This is a genomic window from bacterium (assembly GCA_030247525.1).
Classification (GTDB): Bacteria; Electryoneota; JAOADG01; order JAOADG01; family JAOADG01; genus JAOTSC01.
Window position 1 is genome coordinate 1 of the sequence record JAOTSC010000018.1, and the last position, 20657, is coordinate 20657.

16 protein-coding genes are annotated in these 20657 nt (G+C 50.5%); 7 read left to right on the plus strand and 9 right to left on the minus strand.

Going from position 1 to position 20657, the window contains the following annotated elements:
• Both OEM52_03045 and OEM52_03050 read left to right on the plus strand, forming a co-directional pair.
• On the plus strand, positions 1 to 1892 hold a 1892-nt coding region (locus tag OEM52_03045), incomplete at its 5' end, for a T9SS type A sorting domain-containing protein (protein ID MDK9699115.1).
• A 290-nt stretch (positions 1893 to 2182) separates the two neighbouring features.
• The gene (locus OEM52_03050) at positions 2183 to 4321 is read left to right on the plus strand and encodes a T9SS type A sorting domain-containing protein (GenBank protein MDK9699116.1); all 2139 of its coding nucleotides are present in this window, start codon (positions 2183 to 2185) and stop codon (positions 4319 to 4321) included.
• A gap of 340 nt (positions 4322 to 4661) precedes the next feature.
• Here OEM52_03050 and OEM52_03055 read toward each other — a convergent pair whose 3' ends face one another.
• Both OEM52_03055 and OEM52_03060 read right to left on the minus strand, forming a co-directional pair.
• On the minus strand, positions 4662 to 4952 hold the full coding sequence (locus OEM52_03055) for a hypothetical protein (GenBank protein MDK9699117.1): 291 nt from the start codon (positions 4950 to 4952) through the stop codon (positions 4662 to 4664).
• A complete protein-coding gene (locus OEM52_03060) occupies positions 4930 to 6057 on the minus strand; it encodes an MBL fold metallo-hydrolase (GenBank protein MDK9699118.1) in 1128 nt (375 codons plus the stop codon). Before OEM52_03060 ends, OEM52_03055 begins: the two co-directional genes overlap by 23 nt.
• An 88-nt stretch (positions 6058 to 6145) precedes the next feature.
• On the opposite strand from OEM52_03060, the gene OEM52_03065 reads away from it, so the two are divergent.
• Positions 6146 to 6544, plus strand: coding sequence for a hypothetical protein (locus OEM52_03065; protein MDK9699119.1), 399 nt, complete (start codon positions 6146 to 6148; stop codon positions 6542 to 6544).
• A 51-nt stretch (positions 6545 to 6595) separates the two neighbouring features.
• Here OEM52_03065 and coaE read toward each other — a convergent pair whose 3' ends face one another.
• From coaE to OEM52_03100, 7 genes are all read right to left on the minus strand, one after another.
• Positions 6596 to 7192 (minus strand): dephospho-CoA kinase, encoded by a 597-nt coding sequence (gene coaE / locus OEM52_03070; protein MDK9699120.1) that lies wholly within the window; start codon positions 7190 to 7192, stop codon positions 6596 to 6598.
• A complete protein-coding gene (locus tag OEM52_03075; GenBank protein MDK9699121.1) occupies positions 7189 to 11349 on the minus strand; it encodes a S8 family serine peptidase in 4161 nt (1386 codons plus the stop codon). The genes coaE and OEM52_03075 overlap by 4 nt, the downstream gene beginning before the upstream one ends.
• 7 nt (positions 11350 to 11356) lie before the next feature.
• The gene (locus OEM52_03080; GenBank protein ID MDK9699122.1) at positions 11357 to 12424 is read right to left on the minus strand and encodes a Xaa-Pro peptidase family protein; all 1068 of its coding nucleotides are present in this window, start codon (positions 12422 to 12424) and stop codon (positions 11357 to 11359) included.
• A complete protein-coding gene (locus tag OEM52_03085; GenBank protein ID MDK9699123.1) occupies positions 12408 to 13523 on the minus strand; it encodes a hypothetical protein in 1116 nt (371 codons plus the stop codon). Before OEM52_03085 ends, OEM52_03080 begins: the two co-directional genes overlap by 17 nt.
• A complete protein-coding gene (locus OEM52_03090) occupies positions 13516 to 14949 on the minus strand; it encodes a TolC family protein (GenBank protein ID MDK9699124.1) in 1434 nt (477 codons plus the stop codon). Before OEM52_03090 ends, OEM52_03085 begins: the two co-directional genes overlap by 8 nt.
• 271 nt (positions 14950 to 15220) lie before the next feature.
• Positions 15221 to 15628 (minus strand): hypothetical protein, encoded by a 408-nt coding sequence (locus OEM52_03095; protein MDK9699125.1) that lies wholly within the window; start codon positions 15626 to 15628, stop codon positions 15221 to 15223.
• Between the two features lie 39 nt (positions 15629 to 15667).
• A complete protein-coding gene (locus tag OEM52_03100; protein ID MDK9699126.1) occupies positions 15668 to 16447 on the minus strand; it encodes a DUF4835 family protein in 780 nt (259 codons plus the stop codon).
• Positions 16448 to 16577: 130 nt separating this feature from the next.
• Here OEM52_03100 and OEM52_03105 point away from each other — a divergent pair, with 130 nt between their 5' ends.
• Genes OEM52_03105 through OEM52_03120 form a run of 4 tightly spaced genes read left to right on the plus strand, consistent with a single transcriptional unit; the run spans position 16578 to position 20656 of the window.
• Positions 16578 to 17375 (plus strand): hypothetical protein, encoded by a 798-nt coding sequence (locus OEM52_03105; protein MDK9699127.1) that lies wholly within the window; start codon positions 16578 to 16580, stop codon positions 17373 to 17375.
• Positions 17297 to 18724, plus strand: coding sequence for a hypothetical protein (locus OEM52_03110; GenBank protein ID MDK9699128.1), 1428 nt, complete (start codon positions 17297 to 17299; stop codon positions 18722 to 18724). The genes OEM52_03105 and OEM52_03110 overlap by 79 nt, the downstream gene beginning before the upstream one ends.
• Positions 18721 to 19626 (plus strand): hypothetical protein, encoded by a 906-nt coding sequence (locus OEM52_03115; protein ID MDK9699129.1) that lies wholly within the window; start codon positions 18721 to 18723, stop codon positions 19624 to 19626. Before OEM52_03110 ends, OEM52_03115 begins: the two co-directional genes overlap by 4 nt.
• Positions 19613 to 20656 (plus strand): carbohydrate kinase family protein, encoded by a 1044-nt coding sequence (locus OEM52_03120; protein MDK9699130.1) that lies wholly within the window; start codon positions 19613 to 19615, stop codon positions 20654 to 20656. Before OEM52_03115 ends, OEM52_03120 begins: the two co-directional genes overlap by 14 nt.
• Position 20657 lies beyond the last annotated feature (1 nt).

Sequence of the window (20657 nt, forward strand, 5' to 3'; positions counted from 1 at the left end):
GGACTTTCCGAAATGCTGATTCGGTACGCTCCGATTCGTTATACTATTTCCATGTACCGGGCGTACCGTACGATGAACAGGTAGAGTATTATTTTGCCGCGCAAGACATCATCGGTAACTCGGTAAAATTGCCATCCGGCGGAGCCGGCGTCAGTCCTCCCGGTACCATTCCCCCGGGATCGCTGTTCAGCTACTTCGTCCGGGAAGTTCTTCAAGGTACAATGACCATCGGACCAACCGGTGATTACACCAACTTTGCCGATGCATTCACCGCTCTTCGTACCGCCGGGGTCGCCGATGGCGGTGTTACGTTTGTTATCGCGGATGGTACTTACGACGAAGAACCGTTGACCGTGAATGGATACTTTACGGCGAATCAGCGGGTACTATTCAAAGTCGATTCCGGGGCAAGTGTGACGATTAACGTAGACGGTTCAACTGCATCGCCGTGGGCGCTCCGGTTCCAGCGGACTTCCAACATAACTTTCGATGGCAGTTGGCCGCGCAATACCAATAACCACTTGACTATACGTGGAACAGACATTAGTAATGCCGTCCGGTTTATCGACAGTGCTCAATTCAACACCGTAGTTCGCTGTTCGCTACTGGTGGCAACCAGCAACTCTTCTTCCAATCGCATCGTCCAAATCGGTGGTGGTACAACAACCGGGTTACCTTGCACCGGCAATCAAGTATCGAATTGCGTCGTCATGGGCGGCTATACCGGCATCTATGCCCGGGGATCGACTGCACAACTTGTCGACAGCACATTACTTCGAAACAATGAAGTTCGTGACTTTTATTACAGCGGTATTACTGTTGGTTATGGTTCGGGAATTCGTGTTTTGAACAACAAAATATTCCAAACGCAGACCTCGACTGGAACCACTGTAACCGGTATTTACATGGATGCCAGTACACAGAATTCTATCATCAATGCGAATGCGATTCAGCCATTGCAGAGTTTTGGTGGTAGTAACGAGACTGGAATCCGTGCGTACGGGTTTTACAATACGATTTCGAATAATATGATTCGGCTGGGAGACAGCGCAGTAGGTACTATTTACGGGATCAACTTCGCCGATCAAGCCGGCACGATTCGAACGATTCATAATACGATATCAATCTCCGGTACCGCTGGAACGGCGAACAGCGCCTGCTATTACAACAATGTCAATTCGGGCATGGATACGTTGTATGCGAATATCTTCCAGAATTTGCGTACCGGAGGGGGTACTGCGAATTATCAAGTCGCACTTTCCGTCGCGCAGATTCCGGTGATTCTCTTCAGCGACTTTAATTTGCTCGGCATTCCGAACGACAGTACGAACGATAACAACTATGTCGCGCGGCTCACGGGTATGTTTTTTAATACGCTCGCCGATTTACAAGTGTCGGCGTGGACGCCCCGCGACACCTTTTCTTTCAGTGCGTTAGCACCGTTTGAACTCCCGGACGATTTACATATCTCCACTCGGGAACCGACAGTCATCGAGAGTGGTACGCCAACCCATTGGGAAATCAACACCGATTTTGATGGCGAGTTCCGGACATCGCCGCGTTGCGATATTGGCGCGGACGAAGGGACATTTTTTGCCACGGTCGACGATGCAACTACAACCCTGCCGCTTGAATATCAACTTGCACAGATTTACCCCAATCCGTTTAATCCGATCGCAAACATTCGCTTCTCGCTTCCCCGGTCTGAGAGAGTGGTTGTGAATGTGTACGATGCTACCGGTCGCTTAGTAACGAATCTGGTCGATGGTAACCAAGCTGCTGGATACCACAATGTCCAATGGAACGGTTCCAATGTTTCCAGTGGCGTATATTTCGTAACCATCCATACCAACAAGTACACTGCAACCCGGAAAGCGGTGCTGTTGAAGTAAATTCATGTAACACAACTCAGACCTGCTGATCAATCTCAGCAGGTTTGAAACCTTTTTGTTAACAATGAGTTGTTAACTCAACTATGTTTCAAGATGCTATGATAAATGAATGCTTCAGTGACTATGAATATTGATGATCAGGAATGGAAACGAAGATGATACCTACTCTACTTCGATGGGAATATAACTGTATTTTGCGAAGTAGCTCTACTCTGAAATATCGTTTACATCTTACTGGAGAATAAACTATTTTTCTAATGTGATGGATTTGATTTCTCGTGGAGGATGTTATGAAGATGCGTTGGATATTGTTGGTATTGGTTTCGTTTCTGATAAATCTGCTTTCTACCCAATCGGCTGGTGCGCAAGATAGCTCACACGTTTCGACCTTGGCGCGATGGGAAAATTCGTTACTGCAGGACTTCACACTCAATGGCAATTACGCTTACCTCATTACCGATTACTATCGCTTAAAAATCATCGATGTTTCGGAGCAAGGGTATGCCCGCGAGGTTGGCTCCTACGTTTCCCCGAATATCATCTACGGCGTCGATGCCTATCAGAACTATGTCTTTTTATGGGAAGGCGCCGCCGGTTTTCAATTATTAAACGTTTCCGATCCCGCCCATCCGGTTTTGATTAGCACCTTCACGAATATGCCGAATTGCTACGATGTCGAAATGGTGGGGAACTATGCCTACATAGCAGCGCAATTTGGTATTTATGTGCTGGATTTAATCGACCCGCTCTTTCCTATCGTTGCGTCTGCGATTAGCGCAACCGGCGCAGTCAACCGGATCGAGTATGCCCACTCCGCTTTGTATGTCGCTCCAATGAATTCCAATCGAATTTCAAAAGTCAATCTTCCCACGCCAATTAATCTCCAGTTTGATACTACCATAACATTTCCGCGATATCTTAATAACTTCATTGTTCGTGATTCGACCATCTTTGTTGCCGACTATGATGGATTTTGGATTTACAACGTTGCGAACTTTCGAAATCCGACTTTACTCGGTGTCGATTCGGCAAGAAACGGCTATGATTTTTCCGTATCTGGCAACTATGCCTATCTTAGAAAAAACATTCCAGAAATCAGTATTGTGAACATCGCGAATCCCGATTCGATGTACATTGCCGGAAGCATAAACTTTACCAGCTATCCGGGATCGATGACACTCAGTGGGGCACGCTTGGGAATTAGTTCGTACCCCGGTCTGAGATTTTATTCGCTGACGAACCCTGTACAACCCCGTTTGGTTAGTTTTTATAGTACTGGTTTTGCGTTTCAAGCGGTAACTCTGCACGATACTCTTGCCTATCTATTGGACGACTGGTTCGGTACGACAATCGTCGATGTAAGTAATCCGCGTCAAATTACACCACTCGGATTCATCGAAGCCCCTCTGCACGGTGCCGCTACTGATATCGCAATTGCCGGAGACCTCGCCTATGTCGCCGTGGGCGATTCCGGGTTACAAGTAGTCAGCGTTGCTAATCCTGTTGCACCACAGCTACTCACCACCTTCCGAACCCGCAGCGAGGCGACTGGAATCACCATCGATGGGATGTATGGCTATGTCGCGGTGGGCGATTCGGGATTACAAATCCTCAATCTCTATAACCCGGCAACCCCCTTGCCGTGGGGTTATTGCGATACGCCGGGTGATGCGTATCGTGTCGTTGTCCGCGGGAATTTCGCGTACGTTGCCGATGGCATTTCCGGACTTCGGATAATAAATATCTCCAATCGGCTTGCCCCCCGCGAAGTTGGATTTTTCAATACAACGGGAATTGCCTACGATGTTGCGCTGGCGGGGAATTACGCTTATGTCGCCGATGGTACGGGCGGCTTGCGGGTATTTGATATTACCAATCCCGTCGCTCCCACTGCAGTCGGTGCCTTTACCGATTTGTATTGGATTGGCGGCGTAGCGCTGGTTCGGGAGTACGCCTATCTTGCCGCGGGCGACAATGGCTTGAGTATCGTCAACATTAGCGATCCGACTGACCCACATGAAATTGGGTACTATGCTTCGTTTAACGGGGTGTACGATGTCGATGCGGTGAATGCGACTGCATACACGGCTGCCGGTTATGAGTTTGGTATCTACGACTGTGCAGGATGTGTCGGGGTCGTCAATCGGGCGAATCATGAAACGCCCTATACCTATTCGCTATCGCAGAATTACCCCAATCCGTTCAATGCGACGACGACCATCGAGTATTCGATTGCGAAGACCGGAAAAGTTGAAATGAAACTGTATGATGTGAATGGGCGGGAAGCAGCGACGTTGGTGAACTTCCAACAGAATCCTGGTAGCTATCGGGTGAAGTTCGATGGTTCTAAATTGTCGACTGGAACATACTTTGTTCGGTTACAAGCTGGAACGTTTTCCCAGACCAATAAGATTCTATTATTGAAGTAGAAATCGTGCCGTTGTTTGTAGCCGTGGGCTTTAGCTCGCGCTGTAACCAAAAAATAATAATAATAAGCTTACGGTTGTAGCGAACTCTCAATAAAGGATTAAAACCGTGAAACGACGGCACCTTCGCTGTTAGCAACGAGCGCGTCTAACAGATCCATCGATTTAATGTTACTTTAGAAGGGAGTGTTTGCGTCCCGATGAATAGGGTACAGGCAGTTCTCCAGACTTGCATAATTGGAATAGAAAAGTGATGACAGGATGGGAATCCTATAACCACCCCTACACCGTAGGACAGACACTTTTGACTGTCCACCAGTTAGGGCAGCCAAAGGGTCTGTCCTTACAATGTAACGGTAACTTCCGGTTGATTGATAAGAACATCGAGCGTATTGCGGGTTTCCAGTAACAGCTTTTTGAAGGTTGCTTGTTGCGACGCTTCGCCGTGTACCAGCAGGACTTTCCGCAATTTGCCATCCATGCGGGTGATGTAGTTTAATAAATCGTCTTGCCCCGCGTGGCCGGAGAAATTATTCAGGATTTTCACCCTCGCATTTCTGCGATAGATTTCCCCGAAAATTTTTACTTCCGGTTCACGATCCGCCAATTTCCTACCTAAAGTATTCGCCGCCATAAATCCGACGATAAGAACGGTAGTATTCGACCGGGCAATCCGGTTGCGAAGATGGTGGACTATCCGTCCCCCCTTCACACATCCCCGATCCGGCAAGAATGATTAGTGGTCCATCCATGCTATTCAATGCCATCGAGTCTTCAACGGTTTTGGTAAATTTCACCGCTTTCGATCCGAAAGGGTCGCTTGATTCTAACAATTTCCGGAAATCCCGATCCACCAATTCCCGATGCTTCCGAAATACTTCGGTGACGTTTTTTGCTAATGGGGAATCGACGTAAACCGGTAATTGAGGAATTCGTCCCGATTGTACCAACTCCGCCAATACATAGAGCAGTTCCTGCGTCCGTTCCACCGAAAATGCGGGAACCAGCATCGCGCCGCGATTGGCAACGATACGATCAATCTCAATTGCCAATTCTTCGCGGACAAGTTCGATGGGATCGTGTAACCGACCACCGTAGGTGGTTTCAATCATCAGGGTATCCGGAGTCGGCGGTGTTTCGGGATCGTTTAGAATCGGCAAATTATTGCGTCCCAAATCCCCCGAGAAAACAAAGCGGTGCGGGTTTTCGGTATCCCCCCACTCCAACACCACTTGCGCGGAACCAAGGATATGACCAGCATCGAGCAATTTGCAACGAACGCCCGGAACCGGTTCAAACGATTCGTGGTATTGTTGCTTCCGATAACGGGCAACCACTCCGGGAATGTCTTCTGGGGTATACAGCGGACGGTGTTCCGGGAAGCCGCGGCGTCGGTGTTTCTTGTTGATGAATTCGATATCGCGGACTTGCAGAAATGCCGAATCCAACAAGATGAATTCGCTGATTTCCGCCGTTGCCGGGGTAAGATAGATACTGCCCTTAAATCCCTCGGCGAGCAGTCGTGGCAATGCCCCGCAATGGTCGAGGTGAGCATGGGAAAGGATAACCGCATCGATCTTTGCGGCATCGAAACCAAAATGGCGGCTCTTATCGTAACTTTCCTGCCGCTTTCCTTGGAATAACCCGCAATCGAGGAGTATTTGTTTGCCATTCACCGAAAAGACGTGCCGGGAGCCGGTAACTTCACCGGCTGCGCCATAAGATGTGACCGTCGCCATACATTCCTTTCAATCTGACGATGTAGACTTGACTCACCGCCCTAAATCGTTTAGTTTGTCTCATACGGATGAATAGGATGACTCCGCAATGAAACTCTTGCGTCTTGCACTGCTTCTTACTTTGCTTTCGACACCGCTGCTTGCGGCGTCGCTGTCTGACTTTACCATCACTGCGGGTGATGGGCGGGTCGTCGTGCGCTGGGAATCTGCCGATGAAACCGGTTTGATGCGTTATACGTTAGAGCGCTCAGTCGATGGTAGTGCGTTTGCGACCGTTGTAAACATTACCCCGCGCGGCAACCACCAATCCTATCAATACATCGACACCGATTTGTATTCGATGGATCGCAATCCCAGACAACTGGCATATCGGATTAAATTCGTCGACCGCAACGGTGGAACCAGCTACTCCAACACCCGTGAAACCACGATTATCGTCTCTTCGATTCGCCGTACTTGGGGCAGCATCAAAGCAATGTTCCGATAAAGATAGTACGTCACATTATCGAAAAACCGGACTTTCGTCCGGTTTTTTTTATTACTTGGAAACCAATCCATTCCAGAAGGCGCGCAGGGTAAGTTCTAACTCGTCTGGTGTACTGTTATTCTCAATAATCCTTGAAGCCAACTTGCGTTTCGATTCTTCCGACCACTGTGCCGCTGCACGTCGCTTTATCTGCTCATCGGTGTAGCCGCGTTCTTTCATGCGAGCAATCACTATCTCCGGTTTAGCTACGACCAACCACACTTCCTGAAAATCGGTGTTCCTGCCATACTCGAAGATAAGAGCACCATCCAACACAACAACGGGATGGGTTTCCGCTAACTTCGTCAATTTGGATCGGGTGCGTTGCACGAGCCGCGGCGCAACGATTGCATTGAAATCGGAAACAGCAATCGGATCGCCGAACAGGCGATGCGCCAATTCACCGCGATTTAATTTGCCATCGACCGAATACAACCCGTCACCAAACCGCTCCATCAATGCGTGGCGGTACGATGGATCCTGATCTGCCATCGCATGCGCTTCGGCATCAGCATCGACGACTCCCGCGCCAAATTTTGCCAAAAAGCGCGCTACGGTACTTTTTCCTGCACCTATGTTACCGGTGACTCCCAGCCATACTTTACTCATCGAATGATTGCCACCTTTCCCCGCGTTTGCGAAGTTTCTGTATATGCGATGTATAAATATACACCCGCCGCAACCGTTTCGCCGCTTTCATTCTTTCCGTCCCAGTAGGCACCGCCGGAAATCGGGTCAGCTGTGATTTCACGAACCGGAATTCCGGATACAGTAAAGATTGTAATTCGTGTTCCCTTCGGTACTCCGGCAAAAACGATGCGCTCACCGGCTGCCGGTCGTGCCGGATTGGGGTACACGAACACCGACGTCAATTCAGTCGGTTGGTATGAGATTGCCCGGACAGAATTATCGGGATCGATTGCAGTACCGGTTATCGATCGGAGTGGCGAATGCGCCTCAACCTCGTATACAACACCATAATTTCCGACTGGCGTTTGGTGTGAGGGCAATAGCCGCACGGAAACCGAGTCGACGAATTGGATCGATGATATATCTACACCTGGCGATACCGAGAATGCAGCAAGCGTCGCGGTTGCTTGGTCGTATGGTAACGAAAATGACACCAGAATCGCTCCGTTCTCGATCCACGCATTCTGTACAAAAAACACGTGCGCAGGCACCGGGGGAAACTCAAACAATGCAGAATCAGCGCCAGCTAAAGGAGTATTATCCAAATCAAAAATACGCTCGACGGATAACCGATAGGTGCCCGCAGCAGGTCGCGGGATAAACCGCAATACCACTTGTCGCCCTTGCTGACTGGAAAGAATACTCACCGGTGCAATCGAATCATTCAAACGGAAGTTTACTGGACGAATCGATGACGAAGCAATCGGTTCGGTGAATTCGACCCGGACATATTCATCCGAATCGTAATGTACCGCCTGAATCTGTGGCGGACGATTGGGACGAGCTGTCACGACCACTGAGAAGCCGCTTAACGGCGCTGGCAACGCTGGATTATAGGCAGCGACCATATAGCGGTAGAATAGGGTTGTATCGCTGGCGTTGGAATCAATATAAACAGTATCAGTCAGTGTGCGAGATAGTGTATCGAATTGGGCAATGTCATTCTCCGCTCGCAGCAACCAATAGCTCGTAGCGCCTTCGACTGTGCCCCAGGAAACTCGAATTCGATTCGTGTCCAAAGGCTGTGCTACTGCACCAGTGGGAATCAAGGGGTAAGTGCCGGGGTCACCGCCTTGCCATTCGAGAAACCGGAAACCGGCTCCATCGTTGTACGCCAATTCTTTCCTGCCGTTTCGATTAATGTCGGTCAATACAACAGCATTGGAACGCGCAAGGGAATTCCGATACACAATCCGCCAATTGTGGGTGACCGAATCCACTTGCATAACCAGTAAATTGGGGTAAGCGGTAATAAAGACTTCCGGTTGTCCATCGCCGTCAAGATCGCCGGTTTCTATGCCGGAGTCAAATTCGCGCGGACTGAATGCTCCATCAATTACTAAAGAGTCGGTACGTTGGGGACGATTTCCGATCCAATGATACAGGTAGAATACCCATTTGCGGAGGGGGGCTTCATGCTCAGTTGTCAGGGCATCGGCATTTTCACAACCGGCAACAAAGAACGGCGACATTTGTCCCGAAACTGGCTTCGCAATATCGAGATAGTCGGTAGCGTTACCACCTTTGATTAATGTATCCGCCCAGATTCTCACCCAACTACGGTCAGTAACACGACGCCACAGTAAAACATTTCCATCAGAATCGCCCCACAGCGCTTCGATAGTGCCATCTCCGTTGACATCGCCGATTCGAACCCGCGGCTTTCCGAGTAAATTTTCGCCGGGTGTTGTATTCGTCATCCGGTAGACCATTTCCGGTGTATAATTGCCGCTGTTATTCCAGTTCACATTCCATACTTCATACGCTTTTTCCCGGCGCAATATAAAGTTTCCCACCCGGTCAGTCGGGTCGAAATCGTATAGCATCGCACCATAGGATTGGTTTGTATCGGGTGGAATTAAATCATAGAGCGGATATGGCACTGTCGCTGACGATGTGAGAAACCAGGTAATTCCATAAGCGCGAATCATTAATTCCGGTTTACCATCGCCGGTAATATCGGCGGCATCCTGTGCTACTTGTCTGCCATAGGTTACTCGAGAATCAAACTGTGTATTATTGTTTTCGAGTAACCGGAGAGTATCGTAGTCGAATTCATTAGTATATCCCGTAACCAGCAGCTCTTCCCGGTTATCGCGATCCCAATCGTAAAGTTTCGGCAAGAGGTATCCCGCCGGAAGGTTCGCTGGGATTTCTACCAATGGCAACGTTATCGGCGCTGGTGGCAGCGGAGGTATGATTATTGCCATCGAGGTTGTGATGAGACCGCTAAGGTTTTTCGCGATAAATGCAATCGAATCGCCCGGCAAGGCGTTATCGTCAGTCAATAATGTTAACGCATGTTCGTTGTCGATGTATGAGAATTGTTTTGTACGGATCGTCCCGTTTCGAATCCACCGAATATGGCAATCAGATTGATCATCGGTCGACATTTCGACCCGCCATCCCCAGCGGCCATTGATTAGTGCGGGAGTAATTGAGCGCCGAAGAATCAATGGTGGAGTTATGTCGCGACGAATCGCAATCCGGGATTCGTAGGTTCCTCCCGTTGATACATCAGCGGTAAGTCGAATCGTGAAAACTGTGTCACCTGCCGGAAGTGTCACTGTTGCCAGTTTTTCGCGTACCCGTTGTTGCGTCACCGATGCTAACACAACTTGCCACTGCGAAGGGGTTTGACCCACCCCAAGATAGAGCGACCATGATAACAAGCGGGGACCAGCGACAGTGCCGGTAATAGTTACCGTATCGGTATTGACACTGGCTCCGTCGGCTGGGGATAATATTCGTGCGGTTGCCAATTGCGGTAACCCAACAGCCCGCCCGGCATTGAGGATGCCATGACCGGTCTCGATATCCCAACCGGTAGTTCCAATATCGTCGGCTGAGGTACAAAGAATCGTTTGTACTTCGGAAGGGTTTAGCGTTGAATCCACCGATAATATTAAACAAGCTGCGGCGGCAACGTAAGGTGAGGAGAAACTGGTGCCGTTTGTATAATCCCACAAGTGATCGAGTTTCGCGGCGAGGATGTCGACACCGGGGGCAATTAAATCAATTGAACTACCATAAGACGAAAGCGATGCCCGGCGACCGGTTTGATCCGACGCTCCGACCGATATAACCGCTTCGTAACCGGAAGGGAAGTGGGTTGCATTTTGTCCGGTATTTCCCGAAGAAGCAGTCATCAGAACATTGCGGGAGCGGGCATACTCAATGGCATCGCGCAAAACCGGTGCTACCACAACATCACCAAACGACATATTGACGACGTTGGCGCCATTCTCCGCGGCATACAGGATTGCTGCCGCAACATCGTCCTCTTCCAAGTAACCGTTGGCATTTCCGGCGCGAAGCGTCATTAGTTTGATATTGGGGGCTAATCCGATGATGCCGTGCCAATTCGCGGCAGCCAACGCCACTGATGCTACGGCAGTTCCATGCCCCATCTCATCGGATGGATTGTTATCGGGAGTGATGTCGTCACCACCGGTCGGGAATCCTGCGGCATCGGTGAAATCATATCCGATGAAATCATCGATGTATCCGTTCCCATCGTCGTCGAAACCGTTGCTATCGGCGGGGGAAAGCACACCATTGCGGTCAAAGTCTTCCCCGCGATTAAACCAAAGTTGAGAAGCGAGATCAGGGTGATCGAGCTCGGTGCCAGTATCGATAACACCTAACACAATGTTGGCGGTTCCGGTAGTTGTTTGCCAAGCAGTGTTGGCTTGGATTGCCGATAGCGCCCATTGGTTACCCGATAGCGAGTCAGGAGATGGCGCGGCATCGACGATAAACCGCCGCATTTGATACGCTTCGGTGAAATCGCCATTGGCACGAATTGCTGCCAAAACTTCGGATTCACGCTGTGATGAGGTTACAATCTTGTACCACTGCGATAGCGGGGAATTATCGATTGCGGAAGCGGTTGCAAGTGGAGTGACCCGCTCGACACCACTTATTTGGTGTAAGCGGTCGAGCGATGTCGTAGAAGTTGTTTTCACCAACAGAATTTGCGGTACTTCGCGTGGTTCAAGACGAACCGAAGGCAAGGCAAATGCAACCGCAGTGTAAGCAAGGAAAATGCTCCACCATAAACCGGGACGAACCATCGTGACCTCACAAGATAATGAGCTCCTTGGGAGCCTTGTTTAGCGGCTTGGCGCCAGTTGCAGTGAGCAGTACGTCGTCTTCGATTCGTACACCGCCAAAGCCATCGATATAGATACCCGGTTCAATTGTGAATATCATCCCTTCCTGTAATGTATTGGGGTCGAGACTACTTACACGCGGCCAGCTATGGACATCAATGCCCAATCCATGGCCCAGTCCATGGCCAAATTCTTTACCATATCCGGCGGCGGTGATTAAGTCGCGGGCGACTGCATCCAATTCGGCAGTCTTCATTCCGGGTCGAGCCGCTTTAATTGCAGCACTGTTAGCATGCCAAACGATGTCGTAAATCTCGCGTTGTTTGGCGTTCACTTTTCCCACGGCTACCGTCCGCGTAAGATCGGAAGCATATCCATGATAATAACAACCAAAATCGACAGTAACCAACTCGCCCCGCTTGATTTTCTTCTCGGAGGCTCTACCATGCGGCAAAGCGCCCCGCCAACCGCTGGCGACGATTGGTTCAAAACTGTCACCATCGGCGCCGTACTTGCGATGTCGGTAGCTGATTTCCAGTGCGATATCAAGTTCACGGACACCCGGTTTAATCAAAGATAGAATGTCATTAAAGACTTTATCAGTAATAGCGACCGCTTTCTTGTGGAGTGCGATTTCTTCTTCGTCTTTCACCGCCATCAGTTTGTCGACGACATCGGATGTTGCGATTATTTCGGTTTTCTCCCAGACCTTCTTCGCGTCGTGCATCTGATTGATTGTGAAGTATGCGCCTTCGACAAGTAGTTTTGCACCGGCATTCATCCCCTTGCGAGATGTAAACTCTGCCCAAGCCGATTTCTTATAAATGATGACTTCCGCGCCTTGCACTTGTTCCTTGGCTTGCGTTTGATACCGGAAATCGGACAAAAACCACGCCTTCTTCGGCGTGACCAACAAGATTCCCGCCGAACCGCTGAACCCGCAAAGCCAGCGAATGTTTGACAACCGCGTCACGAGCATTGCTGTGCCGCCCTCTTTCACGATTTGCTTTTGTAGCGCGTTAATCCGTTTCGTCATTTCGTCTCCGTTCAGGTTGCGCATTTGCCAATGCTTCCAATTCAATAATACGATTCTGCCAATCGGCTCGCTCCGCGTGTAATGTGATTAGTTCGCGGTACACTTCGATAGCCCGGACATATTCTCCTTGCTGGGCATACAATTCGGCAATCGTCTTGGTTACCATCGGTCGGGCGCGTTTTCGTTGCGGATGACGCGGACGTTCACTTAATGGTTCCGGCTCGACTGCTGGCAGTTCTTTCAACAACTCTTCATCAATCGCCTGCGGCGCAGTTTGCGGCGCTTCAATGATTGCCGATAAAACATCGGGTACAATCGCCGATTCGTTAGCAACCTCTTCCTCAAACTCCGCGACTGTTACCGGCGCTTCCTCATGCTTTTCGATAACTGGTTCCGGTCCAACGTCGAAGCTTTCGATTGGTTCGATAACCGCCGGTTCAACTTCTATCGTGATTTCCGGAGAAGGTGCGACCGCAACCGGTTCGATGGGCGCAACAATAGCAGGTGCAGATATCGGATTGCGGTCAATGTCAATCGCTTGCGCTAAGATTGCTTTTTGCCAAGCTTCGGCGTTGTTCATCACATCGATGACATTTTCATTTTTCGATAGTGCTTCAGCGGCTGCACACAGAATGTAGCCATCGGATAACGATGGAAGGGACGAAGCAGCTTCAATCGGGTGGGTACGCCGGATGTGATTGGAAACGGCGATAGTTAGTTTTCGTTCGATGGTGCGATCGAACGGATCGATACGATATAAATCAAGCCAAACCGGAATTGCATTGCTCGCATCGCCACTACTTTCCAGTAAGCTGGCAAGCAGCTCTTTGCCATGGCGGTCGGAACCGGAACGCTCGAGGATTGCCGTAACCAATCGCAAAGCATCGTGTTCCCGTTTCTGCTGCAGAAGGCAACGTGACAAGATCCATTGTCCGGGAAGATACTCCGGGTGGGCATTTACCCCTTTGAGGCAATACTGGAATGCCGGGCGAACTTGGTGCAGCGCGAGGAATTGTTCAGCGATCCGGGCAAACAGCAAAGGATTTTGCTCCATTTGCTTTTGCCGCCGCTTCAATACTTTTCGATCAACGCTATTCACTCTGTTCCTTCAACCGTTGCATCCGTAAAGCCGCCACTATCCAGTTTCCCCGCGCCGTCAACCACCCTTGCTCCGCCTGTAGCCGGTCTTGTTGCGCTTCCAGTAATTCGCGGGAGGAGATGCTGCCGGTCGCAAACCGGGCGTCGGTCATCTCCGCGCGTAATTTGGAAAGTTGCAATAACTTCCCGGCAGTTACAAGCTGCTCCCGCGCATCGGAAAGTTTTCGCTCGGCGTCGCGCACCGTTCGTTCGGTCTCCCGTACCGCTTCGGCAAAAGAAGCTTCAGCCTCACGGAGGTTTAATTTCCGGCGCTCCCGGCGGACTGCCCATTCGTTTTTTTGCAACAGCGTCCACGTGATGCCGAGCGCGCCACCGCGCGATTCCGATAGATTGTCGCGTGCGCTGGCGCGATTGTCGGCGCGGCCATCCCACGTTTGAAAAACTCGCGCTTCGGCTTGAATCGGGAGCGGAAAAATTTCGGCATTCGCGGTCCGTTTCACTTGCTCGTAATTCAACCGCGCGATTTTGGCTTCGGGAAGTTTTGTGGGATCGATTGTTACGGAATAGGTAGAATCGAATTCCGGTAACATGGGATTTACTGCCAATTCGATTTCGGTGGTGGGGGGTAACCCGATCCGTTCAAGAAACTGGTCGCGGGTGGAAAGATAGGTACGCTCATTGGCGGCGCGGGCTTGAAACCGCTGTAACGCCGATAATTCGATGGTTAATAAATCGGTTTGGGGAATTAAGCCCGCATTGAATTTCCGGCGCGCGAGTGTCAACGAGGAGTCGGCTAAATCGGCGTCAAGTTTCGATAGTTTTTGTTGGCCGTCGGCATTGAGCAGGGCGATAAAGTCGCTGAGTAACGATAGCTCAAAGTTCCGCTCTTTGACCTGCTTCTGTTCAAGTAATTCCCGGCGTCTCGCTTCGGCATTGCGGTAACTACGTCCCATGGGATCGCCGGCGAGAAAATTCCAACGGACATCGGTGGAATAAGAAACGCCAAACTCTTCGGTCGTAGGGTCGCCGCCATAGGAATATTTCCGGCGGTATTCATTACCGGAAGCGTTTACTTTCAGTCCGAGTGGCAGCTCTTGCGATACCGCTACCCCGAAACTGGTTGTGCGATTGCGGTCACGCACCCATTGGTAGAGGTAGCTCGAATCGGTGCCGTTGTAAAACAATTCTTCCCGCAGCGATTCGGTTTGTTGCGGTAAATCGGAATTGGCGACCACCACCGGCCAGTAGCTGCGCCGTTCCAGCGTGGTGGACAACATCCCGATGCGATGTTCGCGTTCGATCCGTTGCGCTTCCACCCCCTTCGTGCGGGCGAGTTCCTGCACCACCTGCCAATCGAGGGTCACCGCCGAGGCGGTGAGAATGGTGGAAAACAGCAGTGCAAGCGATAACAGTACGGTTCTTCTCATGTTCGTAATGTAGTGAATTTCTCTTCGGTAAGAGTATCGCTTGCCCCGGTTTGGTTACTTCAACAGGAGTAGTTTTTGTGTTTGGGTATATTTTCCGGCTTGGAGACGGCAAAAGTAGGTGCCCGCCGCAACATTAGCGGCATCCCATTGGACGGAATAGCGTCCCGCATTCTGGTGAAAATCGAGTAGCGTTGTTACTTCCTTCCCGGTAACATCGAATATTGTCAGTTTGACGGGCGATGTCTCGGATTACAATTTTTTTTGAAGTCGATTAAAGTGTGTCTATATCTCTACCTTGTTCAAAAACATTGCATGCACCTTTCGAGAAGTAGAGTGTCCAGTTTGTTCGCTTACTCATGATTACACTGATCATCGTCTCCTTTGAATCATCAAAACTTTTTAGATATTTGATCAGACTAACGATATTATTATCATCATCGCGACCAGAATACATTATGGCTTCAATCTTCAAAACCTCATCCTCACTCAAATTGTCGAGGTACTCATATATTTTTGCTTCTATTTCTCGTCTTGAAAACAAGTAATCATTGCTTGTTTGGGATCCAACATCAAGTCCTTCATTCAAATCTATTCCAACTTCTCGAGCTATTCCCTCATCCTCTGCATCCAAGAGGAATGAAGCTCTCATCAAATAAAACAGGTGTTTAGACAAAGGCATGGCTTCACCTTCAATTTGTTTGTGTTTTACAACAGGGTCCTACTTCCCCATCAACTTTTGTAACCGTTCTTCATACAGCACTCTGCGAGCGGTGTCGAGGGTCGCCAACTGCTGCAGATAATCGGTCCGGCGCATGCGTTCCGCGGCATTGGCAAGCAACACCGCCTGTGTCGAAAAGAATTGTTCCCGGTCGTCGCTCTTGATTTTCGGGAGTAGGATAAACGTCGAATCGACAAACGTCTTCGCTTCCCGCGGATTGTTCGCAGTGAGGTATTCGCCGGTGAAAGCATAGTAGTAGAATTGGCGATACAGCCGGTTGCTATTCGACATCAGATGTTGCAGCACTTCGCTCCGCTCCGGCCAGCCGCTGACATAGCGGGTATCGAATTTTCCTAAATCGCAGACGCCCCGCGCCCGCGAATACCAGATATCCCCGCCATACAAATCCCACTTGTCGTATTCAGCGGCAAGAATCAGCATCGTGTAAAATTCGAGATTGGAGAGCAATGGTTGAAAAGAGGGAGAGGAGGTTCGTTGGATCATATTCCAATCGGGCATATTGAAGATCCAACGCTTGTCGCTAAACTGGGTCTCCGCGCCGTTTGATGCGATAATGTAGCTGCGGTACGTGCGCTCCGGCGGCTTCTCAATCACTTGATCGATAAAGATGCCGATACTCACCGGTACGACATAATCGAAGGGGTCGTCGTGCCAAGCCGGGACGCTTAGATAGTTGGTAAGCGTCCTCACCGCTGGATCCCACAACGGTTTTACGTCGTCCGGTACTTTATCGAGATTGATTGTGATGCGCGGTTCCACTCGTTGCGCAAAGACTACGGACGTAAGGAGCGCCAACAGGAGTGTAGCGAAAAAATGATTCCGCGAAGCGGTAACGTTGCATTGTGTTTTCATCAAACGATAACTTACGGCGAATGTCCGGCATCATCAAGTGAATCGACTCTGCTTTGTAATGTTTTTCTTCATCACTTCCCAATGCTTCGCTGCTTGGGAATGGCACGACCGCTCCGCCCGTGAATGGGCGACCCATTTACCCCAATTACTCACCGAATCAACTGATACAAGCGGTTGGAAATTCCTTGCTTCCGTGGTACATCCGTTTGGAGTACCGGAGATTTCCGCCGGGCATTTGCGGGGAACCTACTGGCAAAACCGCTGGTTGCTCGATGGTCAACTCTATCAATTAGGTACCGACGGCTATCGCGAAACTGCCATTGGCGTTAAGGGTGGCATTCGGCGCGACCGCTATTGGCTCGCTGGCGGAGTGCGGATCGGTTGGGTCGATGTACCGCCGAAACCGGTGCGCGTTGTTGAAGCGCTATTGCTCGACGCTGGTTATCGCTATCGCATGGCAACATTTTTCGGAACGGTCGAGTTGCCATTGCAAACCTCGGAAAACTCACCCATTGCATTTCCGATGCGCAGTTCCGTCGTGACATTTTTGCAACCATTAGAACATTGGCGCATCGGCGCAGCCTATTCGTTGTACAAAACCGAACATGAATTCGGAATTGGAGGAGAATGGACCCCATTCCCGGAATTCTCGTTACGAATCGGAACCGATCCCGACCGTGGTTGGGGCGCTGGCGTGGCGTTGCGGCTGCGAGGATTCTCACTCTCCTTTGCATCGTTTTCGGTCGAACCGGCGGGGTGGTCTTCGCTCTGGTCGGCGGAAGTCTCATCGTACACGCCGAAACCGGGTTTCCGCTATCCGGTGACACCGCCATAACGCAAGAGGATTGGTACTCCGAACTGGACGCCGGCAGCTATGGCGAACGTTGGCGGTACTTATGGTCGCCGCTGATCCGCCGGAATGGTGTCGAGACGCGATGGCGGTATCGCATTGCCAAAGGGAGTATTACCCGCGACTACATCCTCCGCAGCCGTTATCACAGTGAGAAATGGGAAGTTGGCGTAGGGATAGAAAGCGATTCCCGACCGGACGAAAAACAGATCGCCGGGTTTCTGGCGTTACGGGAAGAGCCGTATCGCATTTGGTTGGGCGATATTCGTCCCGGATTACCGGGGGGATTACTGCTTTCGGATCGTACCCGAATCGTCTGGTCAAACCGGGAACATGCACCAATAACGGGAAGTATCGATCCCGCTGGAGATTTGTTCGGTGGAGCGTTACAATCGCAATACCGGATGTTACAGTTTTCAATCGGCGGCGGCGAAGAGCGACGAAAACTCGAACCGACGCGCTTGTACTGGGGTTCCCTCGGCTGGAGCGACGATACACGGTGGCAATTCGACGGTTCCGGTTTATTCTCGGCAGCCAACCGCTCCTCGAATCCAATGGATAGCGTTGGCTACTCGCTCCATTCGCGATGGTACACACCAACCGAAGTAGCGGAAGCAACGGCGGTGTGGGGTGAACACGGAAGTGCCTATGCCTTGTCCGCACTGTCGCGCGGGTTTGGAACGGTTCGGGCGGAATGGTTTGGACGACAAGGCGCACCACCAGTCGAGCGCGCAGAAATGCGCTATCGCAATATCGAACAAGGTGTATGGCTCGAGCAGCGGTGGGAACGCGACTGGGAGTACCGTACTGCGGTTGAATTCACCCAATCGTTAACACGGGAAAAAACCGGAAAAGCCTTCTTCGGAGTTGTTTCTCCGGTTCTTAGGAATGGACAGTGGAGCGGGTACATCTCTGCGAGGAGGAGCAGTAAACTCGGTTCACTGGTATTTCACCGGATGGGTTTGGGGGATAGTTGGGGAACCGGCGGAAAAATCGCGTATAATACAGGATTGCTAAAACCGGGTTGGTCGGGTTCCGTAGGCGGATATGGTGTTCGTCGGATTTCCGACCGGTTTCGCTTAACGCTTTGGGCAACGGTAGTGTACATGGATCAATCGGCAAATACACAGACCTTCTCTCCGGTTTTACCTACTGTTTCGCTTTCCGGGCAGCCAACAATATCGGTACCGGGCGGGTATTGTGGTACCGCGATGCAATGGAATGCCGGGCGTTGGCAAATCCAAGGGGAAGCGTGGGGCAATGTGTTTTCCGATAACCGGAGCGACCGGGAAACCTACGAATTTCGTTTGCTGGCAGGATACGATCTCGAATGAGCGATAGTAAATTCGATACTAATGTTACCGTACCGTTGCGGCACGTCCGCTGTCCGGTGTGCGATACTGCGCAAATCGCCGAAGGGGACGATTACCTTGCAACGTTGCGGTGCGGCGCCTGTCAATGCTCTTTTCGTTATCTCGATGGCTATTTGTGGTATTTTCATCAACGACCGGAAAGCTTTGTTACATCCGATTATGTTTTACCGTTGGTTCCGGGTTTCACGGTCGGTGGCGAGTTGCTGGTAGAACCGAATGAGATTTATCAGATTCAATTTACCAGTCTCTTCGGAAAACCGCCGGAAGTATTGTTTCTGACTGGTTCCGGCGGCGGGATTCCCGATTTATTGCGTGACAATCTGTATATCTCGGCTTTTTCGGTGAAACCACAGGAATTTCTCATTTTGACACGCATTTTCGACCGCACCCGTCCAGCGAAAAGCCAATTGGTACGATGGATGGCAATCGGTGAATTGAAAATCGACCGGGAAAAACCACTCTGGCTGATCTATCTCGATAACGCCGTGGAACTAATCCGAAAAGACGAACTACGGGCAGCGGTGGTCATTCTCTTAATCGCGTTAGACTTTTTCTATGACGAACAATTGAGCGAAATGGGGATTACCTACGAAGAAGTCCGTGCCCGGGGACGACGTCCGGGGATGAATGAGAAGAAAGCAAAACTGCAATTACTGCAAGAGCAGTTAGGCGAGTTTCCCCTCAGTTTACAAGAACGACTGCGAGATGTTACCGATTATCGAAATCGCATTGTTCATCCAATAGTGCGGCGGTCGGAAGTGCTGGAAGTGCCGCCGAACGATGCTTTTGTAACGATTCTGTCGACAGTACAAACCGTATTGTCCCGACGATACCGTAAAGGAGCGATCCATGAAAAAGTATAATGTAGTCGGCATCGGCGTCCCGGTTACCGATATCTTTCTGGTCAATCCCGATGTTGCCCATTTCACGTTGGAAGCTGGCGATCTACGTAAGTCGTACATCGGCTTGGAAACGGGATCGAAATCCCCCTCACGTATCCAAAATTTCACCGGCGGATCATCTGCCAATTCACTTGCAGCACTGGCGAAACTGGGTGGATTGAATCTGGGTTATGTCTGCGTTGTCGGAACCGATCAATATTCAAATATTCTAATCGACGATTTGCAGGCGCGTGGAATCGATGTCTCCGGCGTCGTCCGCAAACACGGTTATTTGCCCGGTGTATCGATGATTATGACCGCACCCGGCGGGTCGCGCGACCGCGCCATCTCTGTCGATCATGGTACTGGCGAACACCTGACAAAACGCGATTTGAATTGGGCACGGGATATTATTGCCGGTGCCGAGTGGGTCGACGTTACATCACTGCCGGCGACCTCGATTCCCCATGTCCGGGAGTTCCTTAATGAATTGCGGAGTGGGCCTGATCCGATTAAGATATTCCTCGCGCCGTCGTCGTCGATGTTACACCGTAACCTCGAATTGGTTCGTCAATGGGTAACCGAGGTCGATGCACTTGCGATGAACGATGAAGAGCTGGAATTACTGGCAGGTACCTTGAAACTCGAGAATGCCTTTGCATGGCTCTCCGACAATCATTGTCCGCCGGCGTATGTTACCCGCGGTAGTCAAGGCATCATGTACATCGCAGGAGAAACGGTAACTACGATTCCCGCCGTGCCGCTTCCCCGCGAAGCGATAGTGAATACAACGGGAGCAGGCGATACTGCAGCAGCAATGTTCTTATTGGGATTATTGGAGAAGCTCGAACCGGTACAAACATTACAACGGGCTGCCATCGCCGGAGCAATCAAAATTTGCTCTCCAGACTTAGGCGCAAAAAATGGATTACCGACCCGCGACCAATTAACCACTGAACTGAAAAAGTATGAAACCGAATTGGAACCACGCATTTTCCAATGGCGCAAGTAGG

What these genes read in the sequence shown, in the direction of transcription:
- OEM52_03080 (MDK9699122.1), bottom strand. Translation starts at nt 12,424, where the DNA reads ATGACGAAACGGATTAACGCGCTACAAAAGCAAATCGTGAAAGAGGGC.
- OEM52_03090 (MDK9699124.1), bottom strand. Translation starts at nt 14,949, where the DNA reads ATGAGAAGAACCGTACTGTTATCGCTTGCACTGCTGTTTTCCACCATT.
- OEM52_03060 (MDK9699118.1), bottom strand. Translation starts at nt 6,057, where the DNA reads ATGGCGACGGTCACATCTTATGGCGCAGCCGGTGAAGTTACCGGCTCC.
- coaE (MDK9699120.1), bottom strand. Translation starts at nt 7,192, where the DNA reads ATGAGTAAAGTATGGCTGGGAGTCACCGGTAACATAGGTGCAGGAAAA.
- OEM52_03065 (MDK9699119.1), top strand. Translation starts at nt 6,146, where the DNA reads ATGAAACTCTTGCGTCTTGCACTGCTTCTTACTTTGCTTTCGACACCG.
- OEM52_03120 (MDK9699130.1), top strand. Translation starts at nt 19,613, where the DNA reads ATGAAAAAGTATAATGTAGTCGGCATCGGCGTCCCGGTTACCGATATC.
- OEM52_03115 (MDK9699129.1), top strand. Translation starts at nt 18,721, where the DNA reads ATGAGCGATAGTAAATTCGATACTAATGTTACCGTACCGTTGCGGCAC.
- OEM52_03050 (MDK9699116.1), top strand. Translation starts at nt 2,183, where the DNA reads ATGAAGATGCGTTGGATATTGTTGGTATTGGTTTCGTTTCTGATAAAT.
- OEM52_03055 (MDK9699117.1), bottom strand. Translation starts at nt 4,952, where the DNA reads ATGGCGGCGAATACTTTAGGTAGGAAATTGGCGGATCGTGAACCGGAA.
- OEM52_03095 (MDK9699125.1), bottom strand. Translation starts at nt 15,628, where the DNA reads ATGCCTTTGTCTAAACACCTGTTTTATTTGATGAGAGCTTCATTCCTC.
- OEM52_03075 (MDK9699121.1), bottom strand. Translation starts at nt 11,349, where the DNA reads ATGGTTCGTCCCGGTTTATGGTGGAGCATTTTCCTTGCTTACACTGCG.